The 18,691-nt window shown below is 42.4% G+C and carries 12 protein-coding genes; 10 read left to right on the top strand and 2 right to left on the bottom strand.

Going from position 1 to position 18,691, the window contains the following annotated elements:
• The first annotated feature begins 200 nt into the window (after positions 1-200).
• Entirely contained in the window at positions 201-2,135 is a 1,935-nt protein-coding gene (locus SDE_RS15830) for an RICIN domain-containing protein (protein ID WP_011469495.1), read from the top strand.
• Positions 2,136-2,598: 463 nt separating this feature from the next.
• Positions 2,599-4,767 carry a family 16 glycosylhydrolase gene (locus SDE_RS21490; RefSeq protein ID WP_011469494.1) on the top strand — a complete coding sequence of 723 codons (2,169 nt, stop codon included), beginning with the start codon at positions 2,599-2,601 and terminating at the stop codon, positions 4,765-4,767.
• Between the two features lie 173 nt (positions 4,768-4,940).
• On the opposite strand, the gene SDE_RS15820 is transcribed toward SDE_RS21490, so the two are convergent.
• Positions 4,941-5,294 (bottom strand): hypothetical protein, encoded by a 354-nt coding sequence (locus SDE_RS15820; protein WP_041324795.1) that lies wholly within the window; start codon positions 5,292-5,294, stop codon positions 4,941-4,943.
• A 493-nt stretch (positions 5,295-5,787) separates the two neighbouring features.
• Here SDE_RS15820 and SDE_RS15815 point away from each other — a divergent pair, with 493 nt between their 5' ends.
• The 3 genes from SDE_RS15815 (at position 5,788) to SDE_RS15805 (ending at position 15,009) form a co-directional block, all read left to right on the top strand.
• A complete protein-coding gene (locus SDE_RS15815; RefSeq protein WP_011469493.1) occupies positions 5,788-14,076 on the top strand; it encodes an FG-GAP-like repeat-containing protein in 8,289 nt (2,762 codons plus the stop codon).
• A gap of 9 nt (positions 14,077-14,085) precedes the next feature.
• Complete coding sequence (locus tag SDE_RS15810; RefSeq protein WP_011469492.1) at positions 14,086-14,466, top strand: hypothetical protein; 381 nt, start codon at positions 14,086-14,088, stop codon at positions 14,464-14,466.
• A gap of 183 nt (positions 14,467-14,649) precedes the next feature.
• On the top strand, positions 14,650-15,009 hold the full coding sequence (locus tag SDE_RS15805; protein ID WP_011469491.1) for a hypothetical protein: 360 nt from the start codon (positions 14,650-14,652) through the stop codon (positions 15,007-15,009).
• Positions 15,010-15,298: 289 nt separating this feature from the next.
• Here the strand turns inward: SDE_RS15805 and SDE_RS15800 are convergent, their stop codons facing one another.
• Positions 15,299-16,276 carry a transposase gene (locus tag SDE_RS15800; protein WP_011469490.1) on the bottom strand — a complete coding sequence of 326 codons (978 nt, stop codon included), beginning with the start codon at positions 16,274-16,276 and terminating at the stop codon, positions 15,299-15,301.
• Positions 16,277-16,437: 161 nt separating this feature from the next.
• Between SDE_RS15800 and SDE_RS15795 the strand changes: the two genes are divergently transcribed.
• From SDE_RS15795 to SDE_RS15775, 5 genes are all read left to right on the top strand, one after another.
• Positions 16,438-16,785 carry a hypothetical protein gene (locus SDE_RS15795; protein WP_011469489.1) on the top strand — a complete coding sequence of 116 codons (348 nt, stop codon included), beginning with the start codon at positions 16,438-16,440 and terminating at the stop codon, positions 16,783-16,785.
• A 19-nt stretch (positions 16,786-16,804) separates the two neighbouring features.
• Entirely contained in the window at positions 16,805-17,176 is a 372-nt protein-coding gene (locus SDE_RS15790) for a hypothetical protein (protein ID WP_011469488.1), read from the top strand.
• A gap of 306 nt (positions 17,177-17,482) precedes the next feature.
• Positions 17,483-17,758 (top strand): hypothetical protein, encoded by a 276-nt coding sequence (locus tag SDE_RS15785; RefSeq protein ID WP_226986438.1) that lies wholly within the window; start codon positions 17,483-17,485, stop codon positions 17,756-17,758.
• A 77-nt stretch (positions 17,759-17,835) separates the two neighbouring features.
• The gene (locus tag SDE_RS15780) at positions 17,836-18,141 is read left to right on the top strand and encodes a hypothetical protein (RefSeq protein ID WP_011469486.1); all 306 of its coding nucleotides are present in this window, start codon (positions 17,836-17,838) and stop codon (positions 18,139-18,141) included.
• Positions 18,142-18,267: 126 nt separating this feature from the next.
• Positions 18,268-18,603, top strand: coding sequence for a hypothetical protein (locus tag SDE_RS15775; protein ID WP_041324793.1), 336 nt, complete (start codon positions 18,268-18,270; stop codon positions 18,601-18,603).
• Positions 18,604-18,691: the final 88 nt, after the last annotated feature.

Below are 18,691 nucleotides of genomic sequence, written 5' to 3'. Positions count from 1 at the left end.
ATATTCGGTGGGGCAGAGCTGCAAAGTGTTTTAATTGCGGCGCTTTGTTTTCAAATTAAGTGGTATACAAACAATTTACTTAGGGTTGAATGTTTAGGAATTCTATCCACTTTGCCGAGTATCAATATAGTTTTTTTATGGAGCAATATTAACGACTGAAATATCAATTAGTAAAACCTAATACAAGTAAAGAGATAATAATGATAAAAATAAACAGTAATCAGTCTTTTCTAGTTTCTATGCTCGCACCAGTAGTGCTTGCATTTAGCGCAATAACATATGCAGCAGAGCCCGCCTCAGACCGTATTTATATGGGAGCTTTTACAGACCGCAATTGGTCTGAATCCAATCCGTGTGGAGATAAACAAACCGAGCACTGGGAGTGGAATCAAAATTCTCAATGGTTTGGCAACACCAATGCTTACTTTGGGAAAATATTTCCCGAATGGTTTTTACCTGATGGAGCGCCCAATATCTATCAAAACTGGAAGGTAGAGGTAGAAAGAATTAAGGCACAAGGTCGTATCCCTTACATAAACTGGGAGGCCCATGGCCAAACGCAAGATGGTGAATGCTGGCACGGTGGCAATGGGCAGAATGCCCGAGCGGATAGAGATGTAATATCTGAAATTAATGCCGGTCAGCACGACGACTTAATAGAAAATTTAGCCATAGGTTTACGGGAAGAAAAAACAAAAATAGTTATCGATTTATTTCACGAAATGAACGGCGCATGGTACGACTGGTCGCCTTCCTGTAAGCATTCTGCGGGTTGGCCGGCTTGGCGCCAAGCGTTTAAGCATGTGGTTGATATATTTAGAGCAAACAATGCCTACAATGTTGAATTTGGTACATCTGTTTGGTTTGGCGCAGATATTTGTGGCAACGGCATACAAGACACAGTCGATAACATTAATATACCGGGCTACTTAGATTGGATAGGCATTGATATTTATGGCGACGTCTACGGCAACAGCTTTTCTAACCTAATGGACCCATGGTATAGCGCACTCGCGGGTACAGGGTTGCCCATCGTCGTTGGCGAAATGGGAGTGGCGCTATCAGATGATGACGAAGCGAAGCGCACGTGGATGACAGAATTCCGTGATTCACTAGTCAATCAATACCCGCGTGTAAAAGCGTTTAACTGGTTTGATATTGATAAGGGGTGGGTAAATAACGAGGCCAATTACCATATAGAGTCAGGTAATGCCGGGCCTCATTTCAATCAATTAATGACCGACCCTCGTTTTGTTGGCTCGTTTGGTTCGGTATTTATTAAAAATAAAGCAAACAATAAATGCCTCGCAATTGCCGCTAACAGCAATTCAAACACTGCCAATGTTGAAGCTGCAGATTGTAATGGTGCTGCAAACCAAGTGTTTACTGTAACGGATCTGGGCGACTTTAAACTGGAGCTTCGGGCGCTTAACAGCGATAAGTGTGTAGATGTGGCTGGCGCAGCTTCCGGTGATGGTGCCAACATCCAGCAGTATAGTTGTAATGCGAGTAAGGCCCAAGTTTGGGTGATGAATGTTATTAATTGGTCTACGATGGAAGTAGAGCTTTCTGCAGAAAACTCAGAGAAGTGTTTAGATCTAGATATGGCTTCATCTAATGTTCAGCAGTGGCAGTGTTACTCAAACATAAACCAACGCTGGTTTTTAAAAACAACCCCTAACGCACCGGTTCAATTAGATCCGCCAAGCATTAGCGGTATCTACGAGCTAAAAAATACTGCAACTAATCGTTGTTTAGATATAGCGGGCGGTTCACCCGATACCGAGGCGAATGCACAAACATGGTCTTGCAATGGTTCCAGTGCACAGCGTTTTAAAATTGTTGATCTTGGTGGCTATAGGCTTCTACTTCGGCCGCTAAGTAATACTAACGTCTGCATAGATGTTTCTGATGTAAGTCAAGCTAATGGCGCTAATGTACATCAGTGGACGTGTAATGGTGGCAATAATCAGACGTGGAAGGTTGATGTTAAGAACTGGGCTACCATGGAAGTAACGCTTTCTGCTGCGCATTCAAACAAATGCCTCGATGAAGATCAGGGCTCTAATAATGTACAGCAGTGGGCGTGCAGTAATGCTAATAACCAAATTTGGAAATTAGATGTTGTGAATTAATTTACAGTCTTATTGGTGGCGCTCAGCGGTTGTAGCGCTGGGTGCTGTCAATTACTGCTAATAGTTGGAATAGTTAAAAGAGCCTTAGGTTAACCCAAACACTTGTTGGCTCTCGTAAAAGGAATTTGGAGTTTGTCAGTGTATTCACCATTTTAGTGTGGTAAATATTTGGGTTTAACTTCCCATTACCCGCCTAATGACGGTAATGGGAGTCCTTTCGTTCATTTATTTCTTTTTCTACGCGAATAAATAAAAGTGGCACTCGGCTAATTGCTGTGTGTTCCACTTTATTATTGTAGGTGAACACGCCTCAGGATTATCCCTACGTGTTTTTCCTTTAGCAGAACGAATTCCTTTCTTAGTTACTATACCCTTCCCTTACTTGAATAAAAAAGCCTGTGAGTTAGGGACTTATCTAATTTGTATCCATAAAAATAAATAATATTATCAATAAAGGTGTGCCATGAAAAAAGTATTCAGTTTAATAATAGGGTTAAGCCTATCTCTGCCCGTGTGGGCAGGGTGGGAGAGACAGTGGATAGATACATTCGATGGGGATAGCGTAGATTGGACCAACTGGACAGCCCAAGTAGAAGCAAATTATAACAACGAAGTGCAGTGTTATACCGCAGATGAAACATCCGCTAATAAAAACTACGACGTATCTGACGGTACGCTAAAAATAATAGCAAGAAAGCAATCCGTCGAGTGTGCAGGCCTAGGTGGCCAAAACAAAACATGGACATCAGGGCGATTAAACAGCAAAGATAAACAAGAGTTCTTGTATGGCCGTATAGAATCCCGCATTCGCTTCCACAACCTAGAGGGCGGCACGTGGCCGGCATTTTGGATGCTCGAAAACCGCATATCCGAAACCCCGCGTAAATACGATGATGATTACGAGCAATGGCCCAACCCCGGTGCCGGTGAAATAGATGTGTGGGAGTGGTTTTCGAACGGCCCTAATATTTACATCATAAACTTCTTTAATGCTAATAACTGCGGCGATAGGCACGATTACGTTTACCCAAATGGCGGCAGTGATGTACTAAATTGGCATAACTATGCCATGGAGTGGGATGCAAATAACATTAGCTTTTTTATAGATGGCAGCCTGATTACCTCGTTTGATGTGTCTTCGTGCCCGCAGTACAAAGAGAAAATGTTTGTACTACTCAACTTGGCCGTTGGCGGGAATCTAGGTGGTACTATCGACCCCAATTTATCGCTCGCAACATTAGAAGTGGATTACGTAGGCTACTGCACAGCTACCAATGCTAACGACTACGCAAGCTGTGATGAAACAACACCCGCTGCATTGCAAGGTGAGCCCAGCACATCGTGGGTGTTAAGCACAGTAAATGCTACCGCCACGCTTGCCAATGCAGCGCAAAATAGCGGAGCCATTGCGTTTGAAACAAGCGCTTTCGGCGAAAATGCATCAGACCCTATGATTTACCAAGCAGGGCAAAACATCACAGCCGGTAAAGAATATACCTTAGCGTTTGATGTGCGATCCAATACTGCCGGCCGCGCCTTTCGTGCATTTGTGGCGGCTAGTGCCGAAGCCTCGCAGGGTATATTAGATCAAGAAGTTGTGGTTGCAAATGCAGACGCATGGCAATTCGTAAGTTTAAACTTCACGTCAGAACAAACCTTTAACGATGCGGTTATAGCGTTTCAATCCGGCACTGCAGCACTGGGTAACGGTGAGTTGTTGTTTAAAAATATAGTGCTTACCGAGCATTCCACCTTGTACTCAACAACGGTTGTTACCAATGCTGGTGGTTCAATAAACCCTCCTGGGCCTACAGTAAAAACCGTAAGCGGTTACAGTAGCCACTTTACAATTACTGCAAATGTAACCCATGCTATTGGCGATGTGTTTATCGATGGCGTAAGCGTTGGCCCTGTTGCCGAATATACGTTCGACAATATACAAGGCGACCACGAAATAGAAGTGCAGTTTGTTGCACTGCCGCCCCCCGAAGGTACCGAGATACTTACCCCTGTAGCCGCCACTGCGAGCAGTTCACTTAGTGTTGCGAGCAGAGCAATCGATGGCGACTACGCAACCCGCTGGGAATCGCGCCACGGTATAGAGGCTACGTGGCTAGAGTTAGATTTAGGCACAGCCGTAGATTTGCACTCCATACTCATAAACTGGGAAGCCGCAAACGCAAAAGCGTACACCCTAGAAGGCTCTAACGATGGCGAAAATTGGACAGTACTCGCAAGCGTAACGAATGGCACCTTTGGCGACCGCGCCGATGAGCTATCACTCACTGGCAGCTACTCACACCTGCGAATAAACGCAACCGAAAGAAGCGCGGGTAATGATTGGGGCTATTCCATTTGGGATATAGTGCTATACGCATACACGCAAGATCAAAACGCAAGTAGCAGCTCGTCTAGTTCTTCAAACAGTACAACCTCTAGTTCTTCTAGCTCATCCACTTCTTCGAGTAGCTCTTCCTCAAGCTCTTCTAGTTCATCTTCAAGTTCTAGCTCTGGCGGCAGTGAACCTGCTTCGAGCGGTAGCGGCAGAATGGATGGTGTTGTTTTTCTTTTCTTGATGGTGTTGTTTGGTTTGGTTACACAACGCGTCGTGTTAGCTAAATTAGTTAGTTAACCACACTTGTCAGGCCTGCAGCCCGTAGGCCAGATAAGGCAGTGCCGCCATCTGGTAAGCCCAGTTAAATGGCACTGCCTTACCCCCTCGAGCACTTTCAAAAATTATTTGCCTCGCAACCTACAAATATTTCAAACCCAATGTTAAAAACCTTAGGCTGCAGGTGAAAAATATCAATCCACAATAATCGCCCTATACAGCACGTGCTTAGTCGGTTCGTTATCACCTAGGTTTTCTCGTGAACAGGTGAAATCGTCATTGTAACTTGCTTGTAGTCGCTTACCCGCTAGCTGTGCAGAAAGCAGCATACTGTAAAAAGCCCGACAGGATTCTGCCGGTACATCGTTCCATGTTTCACCCACCTTGCAATGATATTGCACCCCGTAGCCGTAATTTACTAGCAGCAGCCCTGAAGCGGGGTTTAAACCGGCAAATTGTACTGTGCCGGTACATGTGGTGTTGGCTACAACAGGTAAGCAAACAACTGCACAGAAAATGAAAATTAATTTACACGTGTATTTATTCATTGTTGTGTTAACTCCTAGTTAAAGTGGGGGGCATTATAGGGTGAAAACAGTTGGCTAAATAAAAATATTCTAGTTTTTCCAAATTCGTGTGGGACTGTAAGTTATGCGGCTGCTTTGGCGTTTATGTCGTTATTGTGGCGCTGCTATTTGTGGGGCGGTTAATCTTTATGTCATGTGTGTGCTGCATAAACTTGGGTTGCATGCAAACCAAGTTGCCAGATTAATTTACCTGTTGTGCTAGTGGTATCTGTTATTAATGCATATTTATTTCTGGTAATTTAGTCTGGTTTATTTGGCTTGTTACTAGTTTATAAGTTTGGTTTTTGTGTCTATTTATTAAGTTGGTGGCGTTGGTTTGTTGAGCGCGACGGATTTGACTGGTAATATCGCCGCGCGCTGGGACGCATGCATATTGCAAAGGAATTCGCACTTCTATTTTCCGCTTGTCTCCGTGATTAACCTCTAAATTCGCTTCTACCCGTAAAGGCCAAAGATGATTGCATTCACTAAAAAGCAATTGGGCGCTTTTGTGCGCATTACTGTTTTAACTGCGCTTTGCGCTATTTGTACTCCTGTGTTTGCAGGGTATTTAAGTAGTGATGAGACCCATAGCTATGACGGAAGCTTTAACCTAGTGATTGATCCGGCTGCTTGGGTAGAAAATGAAGATACCGATGAAAAGAAAACGCTTAGCCTCTACGAGGCCAGGGCCGATTTGGTTGCAAATGATCCAGTCTTCAGCGAAGAGATACTAATTGTTCCTGAATTATCAAAAGGCACGCTTAATTACTCAATATTTAAAAGTGAGAACGGAACATACAAGTACATTTTAAAAGTCTGCTCAGATTATATGGAGACAACCAGTGGTGGGCTCTCATATCCCAGAACGATTTGTTCCGCAACCGATTCAAATGCTCAAAACGATTTTCAATCCACTGTCGTAAAGGTAGATATTCCGCTAGATGATAGCCCAGACGAAAGATTAGACCTCTCAGACTACGATATTTATTACGGAGATTTTAATGGCGATGGGGTAAGCGGAGACATTTACTTTTACGGTAGGGATGTATTTGTTCTTATTGCAGGTGATATATCAATTCCGCTCAATATCCAAGGTCCCCCAAGTTTTGTTCTAAATCGTTTGCCATCTAACTTTGGTTACTCCCAGCCGGAACTTCTAGATTTAGATGAAGGGTATTTGGGTAGTTTTACTCGGGCAACATTGAACGCAGATTACTTCTCTGGCGATATGAATGGAGATCGAGAGGAAGACTACTTTATCCGTGGTTATCAAGCAGGTGAGCCTGCGTTAACTGCACTGCAGACAGAAATCGGGTTCCCTCAGTTTATTGTAGCTAACATCGATACAGAAACACGCTTCGATCCTTCTGATAGAAGAAACACAATTGCGTTACAGGACTACAACCTTGATGGCCGCATGGATTTGGTGTTGTTATCTGGAGTTGGTGGGTATGTTGTTGATGTGATTTATAGTAATTCTGGCGGGGTGGTGGATGAAGGTTATTATACGGCTAATTCAATTGATGAGATGTTATCTGTAAATACGCGTACTGCAAACGCATTTGGAACATTAGGTGGTGAATTCAAGGTAAGTGAAACTGGTGCCGCTACTTACACTATCTCGGTGTTTACGCCGGCCGGTACGGCAGGTGTAACCCCTTCTGTTTCTTTTTCTTATTCTAGTCAAGCTGCGAATGGGATTATGGGGACTGGTTGGAGCCTAAATGCTTCATCGGCTATAACTCGCTGTCGTCAAACTAAATTTATTGATGGTGTATCTAGGCCGTTAACATTTACCAATGAAGATCGCTTTTGTTTCGATGGAATGAGGCTTCTAAAAATTAGCGGAGTATATGGTGAGTCGGGTTCAAAATACAGAACAGAAATAGATTCTCAGGTTGTTGTTACTTTACACGGTAACGCCAGCTCTTCTGGTAGTTATTTTACGGCAGTAAAAAAAGATGGAACGATTCAATATTTTGGTCGTGTGCCAAATGAGTTTATCGATTCTCAAGCATCTCAAATATTTCCCGGAGGAAAGGTTCTAACTTGGGGGCTATCTCGTTCAGAAGATAGCATCGGTAATGCAATTAAGTATTATTACATACAAGAGAATGGAAATAATTTTAGGGTCGATCGCATAGAGTATGCTTTTGGTTCAGGGGGAGCTGCGAATACAGTAATTAGTTTCGGGTACGAAGGACGGCCCGATGTGCAAAAGGGGTATTTAGCCGGAATATACACAGAGCGAAGTGTTCGACTAAGCAGCGTTAATGTTGATAATAATGTAACTAGTAACAAAAATGTTCGCAACTATCATATCTATTATAACCGAGACACATCCCCTGTAGCAGAGAAAGACCGCTCATTAGTCACAGCGATTCAAGAATGTGTTGGTACTTCGTGCAAGGAGGCAACCAAGTTTTCTTGGGGGGTCGTCGATGGTGATTTGCTGGCTCAGGCTGGCGGTAGCCCAGATATCGATTTGAGGCTAGGATCGAGCATCAGTCCTACAACACAGTTTCAACCAATAGATATAAATGGCGACGGAGAATTGGATGTTGCTTGGTTGGTGTTGACCAATAACTCTTCTGATGTCATAGGTAAAAATTACGATCACGAGCTTCATTACGCAATCTCAGTATTTGGTACGTTAACAAAGCAAGGATTTGTCGACGAGAATGGAGATCTTGACGGCATGGTTGTAGAGTTTGATGAAAACGAGCGGTCCTTCGTAGGTTTGCAATCGCTCGACTATAATGCCGATGGCCATGCGGACGTTGCTATTTATCGGTCAAGAGGGGCTAAGGGGTGGAATATTCATTTAGCAAAACCGTCAAAAAATGGTAACTGGAGGTTATCTTCAAATTCAATTCACACGGGTATCCTTGATAAAGAAGCAATTTTTATTGATGTGAATGGTGACGGTCTTACCGATGCACTAACAGAAAGTCGTGTATATCTAATGGAGCAAAATCCAGAAGAAGAAATAACTTCGGATCGCTACTATAGGTTCAAACCCAACGGGGAGGAACTTGTCTATTCGGGAGTTGAGCGCTTAGAGCGACGGGATGATATGCCCTTAGTGTGCTGGAGTTGTCCATATGGTGCGTCCTATCTTACTGATGATCAAGAATTTCGATTTCATGGCTTTGGTGATTTTAATGGAGACGGCAGGCTTGATTTGTTAGTCGGTGACTACATTGAGCGTCAAGAGCGCCGAGAAAGTAATGGAAAAATACTAGACGTTTCTTATATGCGCGAGAAACTACAAATTGTAGTAGCCACAGATAGTGGCTTTGAATCATGGTTAGATTTAGGGGTTAGAGTCTCTGGCGATTATGATCATGAAGACTCGGATTATTTTCCTGAGTCCGGCATATCGGTTGGAGATATCAATGCGGATGGGCTGACTGATGTTTTGTATCATAACAATGGGCAAGTTGAAGTATACCTTAGCAGAGGGGTTGGATTTAATTCCGATCCGGATTCCATACTTGCACTACCTGAAGATAAGGTTATTAGGCTTTTAGACGTTAATGGTGACGGGTTATTGGATCTAGTTAGCGAGTCTAAATCTGACTCTACTACCAAATTTAATGTCTATCATTGGGATAGAACAGCAGATCAATTCGTTAGCGAATCGAAACAAAAGGTTATATGGAAAGGGGGGGCTAATTATGTCTTTTCAGATGTCAACGGTGATTCGCATACTGATTTAATCACATTTTATGATGAAAGGCTTTCTATTCATTATTTTGAAAGCTCGCATGAAAGCTTTGAGTCTATAAAATCAATAGATAACGCTGGGGCGGTAACGAATGTCACTTATGAACCTATTAGTACTTCTGGCAATTATTCGGCGTTGAATCTTAAAACTGCGGTCGAAGAAGAGGAGTTTTTGAGCTGTGTAGTGGACTCATGGCAGACTGGTACTTATAGAGTTTGTAATACGTTTGATGTCGATGAGGTGGAGGATTTTTATAGGGCGGTTAATGAGGGGCTAAATATTGAGACTCAAAATAAGATTCAAACGGCTGCTCCTATTTTACAGTACGCAGCACCTTATTATGTCGTTACACAAGTAAGCTCTCCTGCACCAAGTGTTCAGATAACGAATGATCCTCTATCCCCATCAGGAAACAAAGGTATTCGTAGTATCGATCAATATAGCCGTGCTGCAGTTTCATATTTTTATGGTGAAGCTAAAATGCAAGCCGGTGGTCGGGGCTTTCTTGGTTTTCACCGCTTAGTCACCAAAGATGAGCAAACTGGTATAGAAACCGCTACCACATACCGTCAAGATTTCCCCTATATTGGCAGTCCACTCTCGACAATTGTATACGCTCCTGATGGCGGTGTGTTGAGTGAAGCCTATAACGTCTATAGTTCTAAGAAATTTAGCGCTGGCGCAGGAGCAGCAAAAATTTCTAAAACTAGTGTAGGTGTAAGCGCTAAAACGTCTGGTACGCAGGTGTTGGGACCAATCGTCCCATATCTAAGTGCGACTTATCAGTTAACTTACGAGACTCAATCGGGCCCGAATCAAAATCTAAGCGTTGTGAGTTTGAGTGAAGGAGTTAATGCTCTTTATGAATGCACATCTAATACTCAGGGAGACTGCCCGCAGTTTACTGCTGCAAGTTCGCTACAAAAAATAGCAAATCAAACGGTAACACTAAATGACGTTGATATTAATAATAACCCAACAAGTTCGGTGCAGCATCTGATTGGAGAAGATGTCCATATTACAACAACTACGCTAAATGAGTATGGCACAGGCAGGACCTTTAATTTACATGGCGAAACATTTAGTTTTGGTGACTTGGGACGACTTACAAAATCAACGGTCACTCATGATAGAAATGGAGAAACTAAAACTGAGTTTGTAGAGTTCGATTATTACACGTCGTCTGATGGCCTTGGGCATCCTGGTTTACTTAAATCAGAAACATCCTTGCCTTATCAAGAAGGGGAGGAGGCGTTAATTAGTGAAATTTTGACCACTACGTACGAATATGATGGCCTTGGGAATGTCAGCACTAAAGCTGTAAGTGGTTGGAATGGGTTTTCAGATGAGCTTGAGGTGCGAGAAACTGTCACACGCTTTGATTCAACAGGTCGATTTGTTGAAAGTGTGCGAGACCCATTGGGGCATGAGTTTGATATTGTAGAATCTCGGAATGAATACGGGGCGCCAAAATCAATAAAAGGGATCAACGGTGTTAATACGTTAAAGTATTACGATGTTTGGGGGCGTGAAACAAGAGAGGAGATTGTTAGCTTGGGAAGGTGGACTGCAACCCAATACAAAAATTGTAATAGTTCGCCTATTGCTTGTCCTTCCTCGGCTAAAACTGTAGTGCTTAATTATGATAATGGTGCAGGTTATAGCAAAGTTAAAGCCGCTTCTTTTATGGATATCGCTGGAAGAGAGGTGCGAACTACTACGTTAGGCTTAAACGGTTATGTCAATGTAGATAAACAATACGATGTTCTTGGGCGCTTGGTTCGGGTAAGTAATCCGTATTTTGCAGATGAAGGCCCTGGTTACTGGACGAGAACTTACTTCGACTTAATGGGGCGCGCGACCTTGGTGTTGGAGCCTGGTGGTGCAACAACAAGGTTATCTTATTCTGGTAACACTACGACATATATAAATGCACTAAATCAACACAAAATTGAAGTGAAAAACGCAGCCGGAGAGCTAAAAAGTATACAGGATACTATTGGGTCAACCCTTATTTATGAGTACGGTGTTAAGGGAGAGTTATTATCTACAGAGTTGTTGTCTGCAGGTCAAGGTCCAAATAATGCCGGTGATATTGAGATCTCATACGGCACCATTGAGGGCTTATGTCGTCAGCCTACCTCCGATTTCCAGGTGGTAATTTGTTACGATGGCTTGGGTCGAAAAACTGCCATGTGGGATCCGAACAAAGGCTTTTGGCAGTATGCATATAACGCATTTGGTGAATTAATTAGGCAAACTAGCGCTAACAATACATATGTCTCTAATCAGTATGATTTGCTTGGTCGCCCAGTCTCACGTGTAGATTATTTTGCCGATAGCACAATCGAAGGTAATACTCGGTGGTATTACGATGAATATGACAATTTAGGTATGCAGAAGGTTGATAACGCGCTGCTAAAACCTACTGCTGTTGTATACACCAAAGGGCGCTTATATGAACCCGGTGATCCCACTGATTATCTTGTTAAAACGTTGTATGACGAGTTTGGGCAGCAGGTGTCTACTACCCAGCAGATTGGTGATGGTGATATTTATGAGACTCGCACAAAGTACGATTACACTAATGGTCGTGTATTGGCTCAATACAATGCTCTGGGGGATTTTGTACTAAGGAATGGTGAAGCTATTGAAAGTGGCGTTAGGAATGAATACAACGAAGATGGTTTCTTAACGCAAATTTACAACATAGAAGACAATGCATTGCTCTATGAAGTAACTCAAATGGATGCAAGGGGTCAACTTGAGCAGGCTAAACTGGCAAATTTGGTAACTATTAATAAGTCCTATAATGTCGCGTCGGGTCTACTCAATTCGCAATCTGCGAATTCGGGTATGTATGCTCAAAGTATTACATATAAGTGGGATGATGTAGGTAATTTAATTCGGCGCTACAATACTAGCGGTGCTCTCGGTACAGAAAGTCATTGGCGTGAAAGCTATTGTTACGATCGTTTAAATCGTCTGGTAAAAACCGATCTGCTTCAAAATACTGATTATCAATACGGCATTCATCATGCCCCAGACTACACGTGCCCATCGAGCGACCGCACTCATGATGTCAAATATGATTTCCGAGGTAATATTACGTACAAGCAGGATGTAGGCACATATAAATACGATTTGTTGTCGGGTGGGATGAGAGCGGGTCCTAATGCGGTTACTTCTACAATCGAATCAAATGGCACAATTAATTATCGTTACGATGCCAACGGGAATATGCTGGGAGACGGGGCGAGAGTATTCGACTACACCACCTACGATATGGTAAGCAAAATCACGAAGGGGCAGACTGAAATCAATTTTTCATATGGCCCAGATCGTAAGCGCTATTACCGCAAAGATGAGAAAAAAAGTGCAGGAGGGGCTGTCTTAAGTACAGAGGAAACGTGGTACTTAGGGAACGTAGAAAAAGTAAAACTTGCTAACGGAAATATTAAATGGCGAAGGCACTTAATGGGAGGTACATTACATACCTATTATACCGATGCAGATGGTAATGAAATTACATCAGACGGGCAGTCTTCACTAGTTAGTACGGTAGATGTTCACTACATATTAAAAGATCATTTGGGCTCGACTGATATCATTTTAGATGCAAGCGGCACTGCTACTAGCTTAATGAGTTTTGATGCTTGGGGCTTTCGGCGCTCGGCGGACAGCCTGGAAAACTTGAGTTTATCTGCCGCTGCTTTATTTAATAGCTCTATAACACCTAAAGGTTTTACCGGCCACGAGATGCTAGATTCGGTTGGCGTTATCCATATGAATGGTCGTATTTACTATCCTCGTTTGGGGCGTTTTTTGCAGGCTGACCCACATGTTCAAGCTCCGGATAATACGCAATCGCTGAATAGGTATAGTTATGTAATGAATAACCCGCTGAATGCGACGGACCCTAGTGGTTATTTTGCAGTAACGTTGGCAGCGATTGTTATGACTGCAATGGAAGTGCATATAGCTATTCAGATTGCAGTGGTGGCAGTTATGACAACCTTACAGGCATATGCTGCTGGAGCGAGCCCCGGCGATGCAATAGGTGCGGGAATTGTTTCAGCTTGGTCGAGTATCGCATTTCATGCTGTGGGCAATCATTTCAACGCGTTAGGTAGAACGAACGAAGCATTGAATGATATGTCCATAACAATGTTTGGTCGAGCTAACTCCGCATTTCATTCGTTTGGGGGCAACCTGCTTAGAGGGTCGCAAATTGCAAAGCAAATAACTGCTCATGCAGTAATTGGTGGTGTAACTGCTGATTTACAGGGCGGAAAATTTGGGCACGGTTTTATTAGCGCTGGCTTGACCAAAGGTGTAATGGGAAGCATTGGACCAAATTTTGGAAATGTATTTGCACGTACTTCAATTGCCGCTCTAGTTGGTGGTACCACATCTAGGATTAGCGGTGGAAAGTTTGCTAATGGAGCGATTACTGCGGCTCTTGGGCATTTGTTTAATGCTGAGGGGGGGGCGGGACGGACGGCCAAGCGAGCTTATTATAGGGTTGCAATGAATGTTGGTGGTTGGTTTAACGACTATCCTAATGCTCGAAAGGCATTTAATCATTATTTAGATGGTAATGGAGCAGCTGTTGTTTATAGTGGAGAGTCTGAGCTTTGGACTGAATTTGGTGTCCTGAGAGGAATTGATCATAATATTGATGTGTTCTATTACGAAGTTGAAAATATAATTAATTCTTTAGCTCCTGGTGATTCTGCGAGTTATGCCGGCGTGTATAGCTCGCATATTGATGGAGCCTCAGTTAGTGAGGACTGGTATTACACTGCTGGGACCACTACTTTACAAACTCAAGTGAATCTTACGATAGATTTAGACAGTGGTGGAATACCAAAAGTTAGTGGAAGTGTTACTCATCTTTGGTGGGATATTTATGACTGGGATAGGGGGAAATCTACTGTTGTTCCAACAGGGAAAAGATTAGAGGATACAACTTTTCAGGGGTTGGGAGATACATTTACTCAATATAGTGTTAAATATGAACAGTGGTGATTATTTTATATGAAAAGTTTCATTTTAATATTATCGTTTTTTTTTATTGTGGGGTGTCATTACGAAAGTAATGATGGTCGAGAGTTCGAAGCCTATATTAATGCTGGGTTAACATTGATTGAGGAGGGTTCCAGTTCAAATGTGGAAGCAAAAATTTATAGCGTAGAGCTGGTTGAAGAGGGGGTGTTTCCTTTTCAGCCTTCGGATATGCTTCAGACAGTTACGCTTGTTTATTACGATTTGAAATCAAAAAACGACAAGTATATCGATCGATATATCGTAACTTTTAAATTGGATGAGAGTGAGATGTCGAGGGGGCGTGTGGTTAAGGAGAAGGTGCCTTTGATTGTGGCTAAAAATTTTTTCACAAAGCTGGACACGCAACAGTAATCAACAGTAATCAAGACAGGCACTCGACTAAAAACAATAGAAGGAATAATCAAGACAGGCAAGGAATAGGCAAGGAATCGGAAATAATCAAGACAGGCACTTAGATCACCTTGAAGATCAACGGCTAAATTGCATTAGCGATGCTGAATATTACTTTTAACTTTTTAAGGTAAGACGATTTAAATGAAATATATTATATTGGTGGCACTAATGGGGTTGAGTATTTCTTGCCTCGCTCAAAGTGGAAACGCATGGGTAGACGCCGATGTTGCGGAAGTGTTGGTGCATGATAATGGTGAAAGTGATTACGCGGGCAGGGTGCATGTAAAAATGGTCGATGGGATGAGTTGGCAGCCTGATTGTATTGGAGATTCCACATACTACAATAAATCTTTCGTTATAGATCTTTCTCGAGCGCCGGGGCAATATCAGTATTCTTTGCTATTAGCCGCGAAATTAGCCGGGAAAAAGATTACGGTACAGGTTAATCAACGCTGCATATCGGGTATTGCGTTAGTGCGGAATGTTAGTCTTGTTGAGTAAAGGATGTTAAATAAAATAAAATAATCGAGACAGGCACTAGTTAAAGAAATTTTGTTGTTGTTTATAGGGCAGGCACTAGTTAAAGAAAGAATAATCGAGACAGAAAGAATAATCGAGACAGGCACTAGTTAAAGAAATTTAATTAGTGCCTGTTTTAATTTTCGTTAGTTTTATCTTTTTGTTAAGTTTAGATTTTGAATGTCCAATACCCCTGAATACTGGCTGTTTAGCCAGATTTAAGGCGAGCGGGAGCCTCAAGGAGATCGAAAGAAAGTAGTTGTAGCTGTGTTTAAGCGAATAAAGCTTTCGCGTTAGCGATTCCGGGAGGCTTTTTATAACCAAGTAATTCGGCCGCTATTCTTATTTTGTTTTCCGCGCCCGCAAAAGTAGATGTTTTCTGCTCGAATTGTGCAGTTAATGTAAGCCATTCGTTGGCCTCTATGCCTATTCGGTGTAAAATAGGCGGCAAGTTTTTGTCGATGGTGCCGCATTTATTTTTACGTAAAATACGACCGGTCCAATCAACTAAATTTAAGTAGTCATTAAGCTTAAAAGGTAAACCTTGTGGCATTGGTTCCCTCGGGTTACCTACAAAAGGGTAAAGGCAATTAGGTTGAGATTTCTTCTCTTTTAATTGCTCAGCGCGAAGTTTTATAGAGGTAAAATCGGAGTTTTCTGGCGTATCGGCCATTTTCGCACGGACGGGATTCAAGTCTACATAAGCCAAGCATGCAGCTAGCGCTTTCTCATCCAATAACGCTTGCGAACTAAAGCGCGATTCCCAAAAGCTTCCAGTGCAGTGGTCTTCGGCGTTTGCCTGTCGCGCAATAGGTTCGTTTAATGCCCGCATAAACCAGCTAATACTCGTAAGTTGCTCGCGCCATTGCTCTAGCTTTTCGGCTACGGCGTCTAACTCAACTTTACTTAAAGGTAGGCCAGCAGCAAATTTTTGAGTAAGTAGCGTGCCCTTGTAAATGGCATGCCAGCGGTCTGCAATATCACTAAAGGATAATTGCTCTGCTTTCGCTGCGTTGATGTGTAAAACAATGTGTAAGTGGTTAGACATAACGGCGTAGGCGCAAATATCTATGCAGAATACTTGGCTAAGTAAATGGATACGTTCCTCTACCCACTGCCTACGATGCTCATAATTGGCGCCAGTTATTTTGTCTACCCCGCACAAAAAAGCGCGGCGCACACATCGAGAGGTGCAATGGTAGTAGGGTGTGGCATCTAAACACACTTGCATTTTACGGGGCTTAGGCATAGCGACCTCCTGTCATGCTTATACAGTGTTTTATACAGTTGTGTGCGGTGGCTGTCAATGCGAGTTGGTAAATTATACAAAGTAGCTAGCTTGGTAAAAATGTTATTTATCGAGTAGCTGAATTCCGGGTAAATAATAAATTAAAGGTAATCAAGACTGTTATGAAAGTGTTTTTCTTAGTGTTGTTGGCTTGCTTTTCGAATTGGTGTTTTGCTGGAAACCTTGTTCCCATAAAAGCGAAAGTAACGAGAGTATCTGGGCATACATCTTCGTTTACCACTTATACCGAGAGTGAAAAAGGCGTGTTTTTTATTTTTATGGAGGACTTGCCTAACGCTTGTGGAGATGGAATGGGAAGAATTGCCATCTCTCACGAGCATCCGCTATTTGAAACAGTAGTATCTGTTGCTCTGCTCGCTCGTACTACGGGTGAGCCCATTGAAATGGCGTATATCGATAAATGTACAGTTAGGGAAAATTCTTGGGATTTTGGAAGTTTTACCTACTAGTTAGAATAAATGGTGCGCAATGAAATCTGCAATTGTTGAACCTGTATTTAATTTAAAAGGCTCGTGTATGCTAAAAAATATTCTGTTTTTGTTTGTTATGGTCTCGCCTGTTTGTGGCGCCGGCGAGAATTATGTGAGTGGCCAAATTACTTCTTTGAAAGGGGCTGGAACAAATCCAGCAATAAGGATAGGCGATAGGCTTGTTCCCGGTAATTGTGATGGCGGTACTTATGGATGGCTCCAGTTCAAAGGCTCAACCCAAGAGCAGCAGTGGTTGTACTCTACTGCGCTCGCTATGGCCCTTTCAAAGAAGAAGGTCACGGTTTATACCAATAATGATGGCACTAGCTGTAAGATCTCTAATATTCAGATAACCTCTGGGCTTAATTAGAGATAAACGCTCGGTAATCGAGGCAGGCACTGGTTAAAGAGATTTGATTAGTTTCTGTTTTATGATTTTTTTCGTTTTATATCTTGATTAGGTTTGGGTGTTGAGTGTCCAAGGGCAATCGAGACGGGCACTGTACGATAAAGACTGGTGCCAAATTTTTCTGTGATCAAGTTGGATCTGATAATCGAGACAGGCACTAGTTTAGTAAGGTTCTGCTAATGGGGAAATGAAGTGACGAATATAAGAGCCCTATTCCTAAAGTAAATGTTAAGGTGATTGATGAAGTTTTTGTGTGTGATGGTGCTAATGATGTTTCCGCTTGAGGTTTATGCAGTTGATTGCGCTGCAGGTAAAGTTAAACGGCTGCAGCCTGAGGCTGGTGGAAATATTCTGATTTTTATAGAGAATCAGAATTGGCATCTTCTTGGTAATTCTAAAGACCCTGGCGTTAAAGAAATGTTCGCTTTAGCTCTTGCTGCTCAGGCGCAAGATAAACCGGTAATTATTCGATTTTTGGGGGCGTTTGATTGCTCTGCTTATGAAACCTCAACGCCAGCTTATATGCTTCGCTTAGATGCATAATAATAGTTTTTGGGTTTTTGGGTTTTTGGGAGGATTTAGTTATTAAATATTATTTTCAAGCAGTTATATTTCTGTTTATGTTTTCTGTTGTAGGTAATGTCTTTGCAGAGAATAAATGGCACCAGTCTACGATAAAGACAATATACCCATTAGCAAATGGGGATTTTGTACTTATCTTCAACACGGATTCGTTACTTTGCCCAGTAGACAATACCGGTAAGTACCATTATGTGCGAGTAGGCCAAAACGATGTGACTAGCGAAGGGGCGAGAAACATGTTGTCCGTAGCTTTAGCTGCCGCAGCAATGGGTAAAGAAGTAGATATTAATTTCGATATTACAGACGAGCGCTGTTTTATTAATCGGCTTTTCATTACCTTTTAAGGGTTTTAAGGGTTTTAAGGGTTTTAAGGGTTTTAAGGGTTTTAAGGGTTTTAAGTAGTGCTGAATAAATGACGCTAGCAGCTTAATTGGTGCTAGTGCTTCGTGAATCGTGTTGACGAGGTTTTTATGAATAAGTTGTTGTTTATATGTGCGTTTTTGGTTCTAAGCTCCACCGCGAAGGCCCTAGACGCACAAAAAAAAGGAGATTGGATCTCTGTTGGCGTGCCAGAGTCCTTTCATCAGGGTACGGAAGGAGTGTTGTACTTGCATGGCGATAATCACGGGGCGTGCGCGGGTGTTACACCTAGCTATATTAGACTGAATATGAGTCATTCTCACTTTAAAGAGTTTTATTCGTTATTGCTTTACACTGCAGCACAAAAGCAAAGTTTAGATTGTGTAGTAGATGGTGGTTGTGGCGGTAACGAGGTTTGGGTGAAGTATTGTAGGGGAAAGTTTTAATCGTTAATTAGTTGAACATGTTCGTATAGCTGAAACGTTTAAAAGCTAGTTCGTTTAGATATTGTTTTAGAGAATTCATTGGTAAGAA

Origin of the sequence: Saccharophagus degradans 2-40 (genome assembly GCF_000013665.1) — a bacterium.
In the GTDB taxonomy this organism is placed as follows: Bacteria; Pseudomonadota; Gammaproteobacteria; order Pseudomonadales; family Cellvibrionaceae; genus Saccharophagus; species Saccharophagus degradans.
The sequence above is the reverse complement of the archived record's forward strand: the minus strand, read 5'-3'. Positions and strand labels throughout refer to the sequence as shown.